This is a genomic window from Mycobacterium sp. (assembly GCF_035570115.1).
In the GTDB taxonomy this organism is placed as follows: Bacteria; Actinomycetota; Actinomycetes; order Mycobacteriales; family Mycobacteriaceae; genus Mycobacterium.
Window position 1 is genome coordinate 1 of sequence record NZ_DATMLH010000127.1, and the last position, 9,489, is coordinate 9,489.

The 9,489-nt window shown below is 63.6% G+C and carries 11 protein-coding genes and 1 pseudogene; 2 read left to right on the forward strand and 10 right to left on the reverse strand.

The window, feature by feature from the left end; translation table 11 throughout:
• The 5 genes from VNW74_RS31880 to VNW74_RS11925 all read right to left on the reverse strand — a co-directional run.
• Nucleotides 1–174 (reverse strand): VOC family protein (locus VNW74_RS31880; protein WP_414686664.1); only part of this gene is annotated, 174 nt, incomplete at its 3' end.
• A gap of 91 nt (nt 175–265) precedes the next feature.
• Entirely contained in the window at nt 266–754 is a 489-nt protein-coding gene (locus VNW74_RS11910; protein WP_325676995.1) for a hypothetical protein, read from the reverse strand.
• Nucleotides 755–900: 146 nt separating this feature from the next.
• Entirely contained in the window at nt 901–2,121 is a 1,221-nt protein-coding gene (locus VNW74_RS11915; protein WP_325677013.1) for a cytochrome P450, read from the reverse strand.
• A 25-nt stretch (nt 2,122–2,146) separates the two neighbouring features.
• Nucleotides 2,147–3,178: an LLM class F420-dependent oxidoreductase gene (locus VNW74_RS11920; protein WP_325676997.1), complete on the reverse strand. Its 1,032-nt coding sequence runs from the start codon at nt 3,176–3,178 to the stop codon at nt 2,147–2,149.
• Nucleotides 3,179–3,264: 86 nt separating this feature from the next.
• Entirely contained in the window at nt 3,265–3,723 is a 459-nt protein-coding gene (locus VNW74_RS11925; protein ID WP_325676999.1) for a pyridoxamine 5'-phosphate oxidase family protein, read from the reverse strand.
• A gap of 118 nt (nt 3,724–3,841) precedes the next feature.
• On the opposite strand from VNW74_RS11925, the gene VNW74_RS11930 reads away from it, so the two are divergent.
• Entirely contained in the window at nt 3,842–5,338 is a 1,497-nt protein-coding gene (locus VNW74_RS11930; protein WP_325677001.1) for an acyl-CoA carboxylase subunit beta, read from the forward strand.
• 3 nt (nt 5,339–5,341) lie between these two features.
• Here the strand turns inward: VNW74_RS11930 and VNW74_RS11935 are convergent, their stop codons facing one another.
• From VNW74_RS11935 to VNW74_RS11950, 4 genes are read right to left on the reverse strand one after another with little or no spacing between them, the layout of a single operon-like run.
• A complete protein-coding gene (locus VNW74_RS11935; protein WP_325677003.1) occupies nt 5,342–6,178 on the reverse strand; it encodes an SDR family oxidoreductase in 837 nt (278 codons plus the stop codon).
• An 11-nt stretch (nt 6,179–6,189) separates the two neighbouring features.
• Entirely contained in the window at nt 6,190–7,227 is a 1,038-nt protein-coding gene (locus tag VNW74_RS11940; protein WP_325677005.1) for a TIGR03857 family LLM class F420-dependent oxidoreductase, read from the reverse strand.
• Nucleotides 7,224–7,607 (reverse strand): nuclear transport factor 2 family protein, encoded by a 384-nt coding sequence (locus tag VNW74_RS11945; protein ID WP_325677007.1) that lies wholly within the window; start codon nt 7,605–7,607, stop codon nt 7,224–7,226. The genes VNW74_RS11940 and VNW74_RS11945 overlap by 4 nt, the downstream gene beginning before the upstream one ends.
• Complete coding sequence (locus tag VNW74_RS11950; RefSeq protein WP_325677009.1) at nt 7,604–8,689, reverse strand: phosphotransferase; 1,086 nt, start codon at nt 8,687–8,689, stop codon at nt 7,604–7,606. Before VNW74_RS11950 ends, VNW74_RS11945 begins: the two co-directional genes overlap by 4 nt.
• A 65-nt stretch (nt 8,690–8,754) precedes the next feature.
• Here VNW74_RS11950 and VNW74_RS11955 point away from each other — a divergent pair, with 65 nt between their 5' ends.
• Nucleotides 8,755–9,375, forward strand: coding sequence for a helix-turn-helix domain-containing protein (locus VNW74_RS11955; protein ID WP_325677011.1), 621 nt, complete (start codon nt 8,755–8,757; stop codon nt 9,373–9,375).
• Here the strand turns inward: VNW74_RS11955 and VNW74_RS11960 are convergent.
• Nucleotides 9,341–9,489 (reverse strand): annotated as a pseudogene (locus VNW74_RS11960) (alpha/beta hydrolase); the annotation flags it as partial. The gene VNW74_RS11955 and the pseudogene VNW74_RS11960 overlap by 35 nt on opposite strands.

Below are 9,489 nucleotides of genomic sequence, written 5' to 3' on the forward strand. Positions count from 1 at the left end.
CGGATCACCCAGAAATATCGACCGTAGCTGATCCGAGCCGGCCCCGAAGAGCTCCGGCCAGTTACCGCGGAACGTGTGGTCGAACAGTTCGGTGAATCCCAGCCCCTCTCGCCAGAATCTCATCGACCGCTCGACATCGGCGGTGCAAATCGCCGCATGATGAACACCCAGCACAGGCTTGCTCCCGCATCCTCAGACACCATCGTCGCAATGGTGCGAGTTTAGGAGTGGACCTCGCCGGCGGGCGCGGATTCGGGCCGCTGGGTCAGGGCGCCAGCGCGAGCTGGAAGTGAACAGTCTTTGACGCCCCGGATGGATTGCCGCAGGCGGGCTGAATGCTGGTTTCTTGGATCGCGCCCGTGAGGGTGTTCGGGTCCAACGTGCGGTGGGCAGCAATGGCGTTGGGAACCCTGGTACCGTCCGGGCATTCTGCCTCATCGGTGGTGTCCAGCACCCATTGGCCATTCACCAAATTATACTGCCCCAACGGCGGTCCACCGGGCGTGTGAGCTGCTGAGGCGCATCCGTCACCGCAGGGAGTGAAGTACCAATTGTTGGTGACCGGCTGACCCTCGATCGTGAGCGGCTGACCGGTTTTTGGGTCTATCTGAGTCCCTATGTAGTGGCCGTCCGTCTGGAAGTCAGCGGGAAATGGTGCAGGCCCGGCCGGTCCCCACGCACCGGCGGGGGCGGCAAGTCCGAGAGCGAGACCGGCAAGAAAGGCGGTGGCGGTGATGCACCGTGCGACAGCCATGACGTTAGTTCCTCCCACGAAGCCGTTAGGGGTATCCACTATCCGTGGGTCTATCACGGGAGATCGTCAGATTGAAAGTTATTTGGCATTTCCGCCTGACGGTGTTCCCTAATCAAGGGCCCGCGTTTGCCTACTGTTAACCATGCTCAGTGGAGCTGATAGCGAACGGGAAGGTGTTTGAGTCCGCCGACGAACGTCGTGGCCACGAATTGCGGCGCCCCGGTCAACTCAAGGGATTTCATCCGCGGCAACAACTCGGTGAAAAAGCTGTTGACCTCCATCCGGGCCAGCGCTGCACCCAGGCAAAAATGCACGCCGTAACCGAATGCCAAGTGTTTGTTGGGATCGCGGCCAACATCGAAGCGGAACGGGTCCTCGAAGACGTCTTCGTCCCGGTTTCCGGACACGTACGACAACAGCACCGACTCCCCCGCCGCGATCGGGACTCCACGCAGCGTGGTGTCTTCGGCGGCGGTGCGCATGAATTCCTTGACCGGAGTGACCCATCGGATCATCTCCTCAGTGGCCAGCGGCATGAGGTCGAGGTGCTCGCCTAACCGCTGGAGCTGGTCTGGGTTCTCGATGAGAGCATGCAAGCCGCCCGAGATCGTCGCGCTGGTGGTGTCGTGGCCGGCGGTGGCGACGATCAGGTAATAGGACACCGTGTCGATGTCGGACAACGGTTCGCCGTCGATGCGGGCGTTGGCAATAGCGGACGCGAGATCCTCGGTCGGGTGTTCACGACGCGACGCGGTGACAGCGTTGAAGTACTGGAACATGTCGAGCAATGCGGGCAGCTGATCCTCGTTCGAGCTGCCGCGTCTGAACTCGTTGTCGTCGCTTCCGAACAGCTCCTGGGTGAGCTTGAGCATTCGCGGGAAGTCCGATTCGGGGATCCCTAACAGCGACATGATCACGTAGAGCGGGTAATTGACCGCGACCTCTTGGACGAAGTCGCATTCGGGCCCCACCGTCATCATCTTGTCGACGTAATTCTTGGCCAGCTCGTCGACGCGAACCTTCAGCGCCCGCATCGCCTTCGGACGAAACCAATCCGCGCCGATCGCGCGCACCAGCCGATGTTGCGGATCGTCCAGGTGAATCAGTGTGCGCACACCTGCAGCGGCCTGCAGCTCGTCGCCCTCCGCCGTCGTCAGAACCGGGCGCGGCCAGTTGGTGAACAACACGTTGTCGCGCTCGATGTCCATGATGTCAGCATGTTTGGCAATCGCCCAGAACGGCCGGTAATTCGGCACCTCGACCCAGGACACGGGAGCGTTGGCACGCAGATAAGCCAGCGCCGCATGCAATTTCGGCTCGTCGGCATATGCCAGCGGATCGGCAAGGACCTTCGCGGATTCGTCCATCGTCGGCGTACTCATGGGCAGCTCCTCACTGACGCAACTCTTTCAGTACGGCGGTGATAGTTGTCGCGGGAACGGTGCGGGGAAACGCCGGCATGACTCGGTCGATGACGCCCTCGCAGCGGGTGCGAAGCGCGCCTGCGAGTTTGTCGTACGTCGCGACGACAGCGAAGGCGTCGAGGATTTCATCGTCGATCAGAGCTCCCATGGCATCCCACTCCCCCTGCAGTGAAAGTCGGTGCAACTCCGTCGCCACAGCCCCCCAACCGTCCAGCTCGAGCACCTTGCGGTAGGCGGGCGTTGATCCGTAGAAGGCAATCTGCTTGCGGACATCGGCCGCACCCAGCCGCAATTCCGCGTTGTCGTTGCCGGTCACCACGAACACCGGACACGCCACCTGGAATGCCCGCCGATCACGACCAGAGCGCAGCAGGCCACGCTGCACCGCCGGCATCGTCACCTCGTGCAAATACCGCTTCGTCGTGAACGCGTGGGCCAGTAGGCCGTCGGCGACTTCGCCGCACATCTCGGTCATCGCTTCGCCGACAACGGCGATGAAGATTCTGGGCACCGAAAATGGTTGCGGCTCAGGCGTGAACATCGGCGTCATGAGCTTGTGGGTGTAGAACTCACCCTCGAACAGCAGCCTGGTGCCATCCTTCCAGGCCGACCAGATGGCGTGCAGCGCCTCCACGAATTCGCGCATCCGGGCCACCGGATGACTCCAGGGCATACCGAATCGCTTTTCGATGTGTGGCTTGATCTGGGTGCCCAGGCCGAGGATGAACCGGCCCTGCGAGTAGGCCTGCAGATCCCAACCGAGGTTGGCGACGATCATCGGGTTGCGCGCGAAAGCCACCGCGATACTGGTGCCCACCCCGAGTCGGGTGGTGTGTTCGGCCGCCAGCAGCAGTGGCAGAAACGGATCGTGGTTGATTTCGCCGGTCCAGCAGGCGTCGTAGCCCTGTCGCTCGAGCGCGCCGGCCAGTTCCGGCACCCGAGCGAGGTCGGTGAAGATGCCCCCGTCGACCCTGAGGCCGGACGCCGGCGTGGCGCTCATACTTGTGAAGCTACAGTAAGCTATTCGGTAGGGTCAATCTCGGCTATCCCGATGGCCGCAAAAGCCATGTCGCACCAGCTACTTCGTTATGACTTCGTCATTGCGATGCGGGAGTTGTCCCATGTCAGGATTCGGCCGTCTGGCACGAAGCGTAGAAATACCTGACTCGCGTAATACGTCTGGGTCGCCGCGGGCAGGCTGGCAACGGGTGCACGAAACGCCGCATACTTGTCGTTGACGGCGGCCTCGATTCGCGAGCTCGCCGTGGCGTCCCGGACGATCTCCACCCGTCCGGTGAGATGAACGGCGCGCAGGTCAACCCAGCGCTCCCCCGATTCGACGAGAAACGACGCCCGGGGATCATGCTGGACGCGCGCAATTTTCTTGGTGCCGGACGGAGTCATCATCGCTACCGTGCGATCCTCGACGACAAACCACACCGGCAACGCAATCGGCATACCATCGCGGCGCAGAGTCGTCAGAATGCCGGTATGCGCCGCACCGACCGCTTCCCACGCCTCGTCAGGCGTCAACCGGATCCCCATCGCGCTACTCCATCTCCCATCCATCTCCATCTCGTCACTCGGCCGCTGGCCGCCTCCCTCTCGCTGACGCTACAGTAAGCAATTCGGTACGTAACAGCCGACGAGTGAGGACATGCCCATGACGAAGTCCCCCGACTGGCAGGAGACGCTCGACGACCTCGACCGTCGCCGTCAGCACACGCGGGCGATGGGCGGTCCGGACCGGCTTGCCAAACACCGCGGCAAGGGCAAGCTCGACGCCCGAGCGCGGATCGATCACCTCGTTGATCCGGGTACTTTCCGCGAACTCGGCACGCTCGTGGGCGGAGAGATCGCCGCCGACGGGATCGTCGTCGGCTCCGGCTTGATCAACGGCTCGCCGGTGATGCTCGGCGCGGAGGACTTCACCACGATGGCCGGCAGCATCGGGCCGGGCGGCAACTCCAAGCGCTACCGCATCGCAGAATTGGCGCTACGCGACAAGATTCCGCTGGTGATGCTGCTCGAAGGCGCCGGCTATCGTCCCACCGGCGGGCACTACGGGCGCAGCCCGACCGACCTACTCGCGCAAGCGCAGTGCTCGGGCCGAGTTCCGACTGTCGCCGCCGTCCTTGGCCCCTCGGCCGGACACGGCGCGCTGGTCGCACCGGTGTGCGACTTCCGAATCATGAGCTCCCAGGGCGCCATCTTCACCGCCGGCCCCCCGGTCGTCAAAGAGTCGACCGGAGAAGACATCTCGAAGGAGGACCTCGGCGGACCGGACGTCGCATTGCCCAGCGGCGTGATCCATAACGCCGCCGAGGACGACGAGACCGTGCTCGACGACATCCGCCGTTACCTGTCGTATTTCCCGTCGAGCGCGTGGTCGTACCCGCCACCGTTGCCGGCTGACGAGACTAGCGAACCGCGGCAGACACCGGAGCTGCTCGGCATCGTCTCCCTTGACAACCGCCGCGTCTACGACATGCGGGCAGTGCTCGACGTGGTCTTCGACCGGCCCGACTGGTTCGAGGTCCAGCCGCAGTTCGGCAAGGCGATGATCTGTGCGCTGGCCCACCTGGGCGGCCACCCCGTCGCGGTGGTCGCCAACCAGCCCAAGGTGCTGGCCGGCTCCATCGACGCCGACGCCGCGGACAAAGCAGCGCACTTCATCACGGTGGCCGACTCGTTCCACTTGCCGATCGTGTTCCTCGCCGACAACCCCGGCATGCTGCCCGGCAGTCGGTCCGAGCGCACCGGCGTGCTGCGGGCCGGCGCGCGGATGTTCGCCGCCCAGACCGCGGCCACCACGTTGAAGCTGCACCTCACCCTGCGCAAGGCCTACGGGTTCGGCTCGATGGTGATGTCGCTGCTGAGTTTCGACAACCAGTCAGCGACCTTCGCCTATCCCGGCGCGACGATGGGCGCCATGAGCGCTGCGGCGTTGAGCCGTGCGTCGCACGCCGGCGAGGACCTCACGACCAAGCTGCGCGAAGCCGAGCTACAGGCGTCGTATCGGTCGGCCGAACACATGGGTTTCGACGAGCTGATCGATCCCCGCGAAACCCGCGACGCGCTGCTGGCTTCGTTGCGGCGGGGCCTGTCCAGCCGGCAAGCCGCCGCCGAGCCGGTGAGCCGGACCGTCATCATGCCCTGAGGGTCAGCAGACGTAGTTCTCGCCGCTGGCTCGCACCGTCACGTCGCTGATGTTGATTCCCCAGGGTTGATCGATGACATGTACCACCGCGTTCGCCAGGTCATCGGGAGTGATCAGCCAGTACTCCACTGAGTCCACGTCGGTCTGCTCGGGTCGAAGGGCTCCGTTTTGGAAGTTGCCGACATTCTCGACGAACTGTGCACCCTTCTGCCCGGCGATGCCGATGATCGCCGCTTCGTTGACGACCCCGCCGGCGAGATTGGTTCCAAGGACGCCCGTCGGCTTGACCGTGGTCACCTTGATCCTGCCTTGGGCCTCGACCCGCAACGAATCCGACAGCACATCGACTGCCGCCTTGGTGGCGCTGTAGACGCCTGAGCCCTCGGTCCCGGCGTTGCCGTAGATGGATGAAATGTTGACGACCTGGCCTCGGCCCTGCTCGATCATCGTGTCGTAGACGGCCGAGATGCCGTTGACGACGCCTTTGATGTTGATGTCGATCGCCTTGTGCCATTTCTCCCACGCACGCTCGTGGTCGGCGAAGAATGCCAGCGGCATCACGCCTGCGTTGTTCACGATCACGTCGATGCGGCCGTAGGTGTCGAGGGCATGTTGGCTCGCCGCGCGGACCTGGGCCATGTCGGTGACGTCCGCAACGTGGGTGGTGCCTTCGAAACCAGCGGCCCGGATGCTCCCGAAGACCTCATTCAAGTCTTCGACGTTGACGTCGACCCCGACAACCTTCGCCCCACCGGCGGCACACTTTTCCGAAATCAGCTTGCCGAAGCCGCTGGCTGCGCCGGTCACGATAATGACCTTTTCCTTCAAGTACTGCGACATACCTTTTCCTATCAGGTCGCTCGGTACGCCGCGACGACGGGCTCGAGTTCGTCGGGGGTCGCGCCGTGCATGATCACCGCGTCGGCCCCGTAGCCGAATTCGTTGCGAATGCGTGCCACACACTGCGCGGCCGACCCGGTCGCCGACGGCTCCAGCCACTCGTCGGGAATCAAGGTGGCGATGTGTTCGATCTGCTCCGGGGTGGCCTTGTGGTCGATCCCGCCGGCGATCGAGGTCACCACCGAATCTTCCCGGAACCGTTGCAGCACAGCGAGATCCCAATTATTGGTCTGCACCATCAGGTCGCCATACCCCTGCAGGTAGGTGGCCAGCCGCGCGACGGTTTTCTTCAGTCGCAGCTGCTCGGGCAGATGATCACCAACCGTGGCGAAGCACGACCACACCCGCACGCTATCCGGGTCACGGCCCGCTTCTTCCGCGGCTGTTTTGACGGTTGTGACGCAGCGCTGCAACGTTTCCGGGGTGAAATAAGTGTGCAGGATGACGTCGTCGAAAACCCGGCCCCCAAGCGCGAGCGTGTGGGGCCCGAAGGCCACCAGCGCCAGTCGGATGTCTTCGTTGAAGTCCGGGTCGAGAAAGAGTATGGGGTACTTGCCCATCGGCCCGTCGTGGTTGAAGATCACCTCGCCGTGCCACAGCCGGCGCATGACCTGGGCCCAGTCCTCCATCTGCGCGGTCGTCACCGCTGGTATGCCGAATGCCCCGTAGATCGCGGCGATCCCACGGCCGACGCCTAGGGTGAACCGGCCGTCGGAAAGCCGATGCATGGTGGTCGCCCACGATCCGGTGATCAGCGGGTGACGGGTGTTGTGATTGGTTGCGGCGGTCGCGATTTGCATCCGGCTGGTTACCGCGCACGCGGCACCGACCAGAGACGATGCTTCCTTGACGTTCCACCGCTCGGAGATGAATGCGGTGCCGAAGCCCAACTCCTCGCCCCGACGCGCCTCGTCCATCAAGGTCGCCGGCCCCTCACCACCGGCCCCGGCCAGTAGGTAGTAGCCCAATTCGTCGAGTGTCTTGGTCATTTCCAAACCCCTTGCTTGTAACCGCAATTCCAGACCTCGGTGATCTTCCCGTCGACGACCCGGAACACCTCGATGCTCGCAACGTTGGTCTCGGTTCCGTCCTTCATGGTCATCGACGAGTCGTAGACGATCGCGACGTGCTCGCCGTCGTCGCCGTCGACGACGATATTCAGGTCGAAGCGCAGCCTGTCGAACCGTTGCCACATGTCGGCCACCCGCTGGACCGCCTGGGCGTGGGTCAGCGTCTGCGCCTCTCCGACCTCGTGCCGGATGACGCTGTCGCCGAACAACTCCTCGGCCAGGTCCAGGTTGCGCTCGTTCCAGACCACCAGGTTGTACAGCTCCACCACTTCGCGAGCGGTGCGGGTTGCGGGACTCATTCGAAGACCTCCATCGCGGCCATTTCGTCGATCGCTGCCACCGCCCGCTCGGTTAGTTTCAGGCACAGTGCGCGTGAGCGTTCCGGCATCGTGTCCCAACCGACCAGGGTGATGACGGGGAGCAGCATGAGATAGGCGACCGCGAAGCGGTAGTGCTGCCACGCCTCGTCGAATGAGTAGTCGACGACACCGCCCTCGGCGAGCCGCACGAGGTACTCGCGGACCAGGTGCTCGTCGTGTCCACGACGCACCTCGGTGGGCAAGCCTTGGCTCACCAGGTAAGCGATGTCGGCCACACCGGCACCCCGGGATGCGAACTGGAAATCGACAATCTTGAGCGAGTCCCCGTCGAAGAACATGTTGTCGGCCCTGATATCCCCGTGCAGCAACATCGACCGTACCGTCAAGGCGGCCAGCGCTTTCGGGGCGAGTTCGACGAACCGATCGGCATACTTTGCCACCGCGTCGGGAACCGCAACCGTTGACCTGTCGCGGTACACGCGCCATCCGAGCTCGAAGGCGGGATGCAGTATTTCGCGTGCGATCGGCGTATCAAGGCTCGGAAACGCGTCGAGCGCCGTGGGATCGGTGGCGGTGACCGACCAGGCGTGCATGCCGGCCAGCTGCTCGATACACAACCGAGCCTGATGCATGGACAGTCCGGCCAGGTGATCAGCGTTGTCCCAGTCTCGCAGATCCTCGAGCACCAGCACGAAATCCGCTGAGTCCTCGACCATCCCGGCGGCGTAGACATGTGGTGTGTTTATCGGGGCCCTGCCGGCAACGTATTGGTAAAACGCCAGCTCTCGCCGGTAGCCGCCCAGCATGTCCATCGCCCAGCGAGCCTCGGATTGGGCGGGCAGCTTGACGATCAACGTCGACGGCACGCCGGGCTGGCCCGTCAGGTGGAGCCGGTATAGCAACGACGAGAATCCGCTGTCCTGTGCGATCTGTTCGACGCGAATGCCGCTGATGACCATCGGTTTCCGCGCGACATCGTCTGCGCGCAGCGCTTCGCTGAGCCACCCGGCAGTCACTTCGTCGATTGCGCGCGGCACGCGCGCTTCGGCCAGTGTCACCATCGAGCTCCTGAAAGATATTTGACGATAAACAACTAACATAGTTGTCGAGCGTTTAAAATGCAACCGTGCCGTCCCCTGTACGCGGGCTGACGCAGCCCGAGCGCGTGGAGTTATCGAACCGCCGCCTGCTGCACGCCGCGGCTGAGCTGATCGTCGAGAAGGGCTGGGAAGCGACCACAGCCGCAGAAATCGGGCGCCGGGCGGGATACAGCCGCGCCATGGTGCACGCCCGGTACGGCAGCAAGGACGCCATCCTCGAAGTTTTCCTTCATGAGTATGTGAAGCGGCTCAACCCGGAACCCGATCCCAGCACGACTGGCATGCAGCAGGTCCTCGCGCATTTCGATCGGATACAGGACATCCTTGGCGAGGACAGCGAACTCTTGCGGGCGATGTTCGTTGCCACGTTCGAAGCGGCGAAGACCACATCCCCCTTGCGCGAACGGGTCCAGGCCCAACTCATCAGTGGCGCGATCAAGGTCGAGGCGGGTCTCCGTAACGGCATCGAGGACGGCTCGGTTCGGTCCGATCTCGACATCGATGCCGCCGTCAAGGACATCACCGCGGCGGTGTTCGGGATCGCGTTTCAGTGGGTCGCCGTGCCACAAGCCCATGACCTCGACGACGAGCTGAATTCGGTTCGCTCCCGGATCATTCGGCAGTACGGGTTTTCGACTCCTGGGTGATACCGCTCAGGAATCGCTCGGTGACCCGCTGTACACGCCGGGAGAACAGGTGGCCGACGTGGCTGCCGTCGTACCAGTAGAGCTGGCCGCCCCAGCGTTGCTGCAATTCAACTG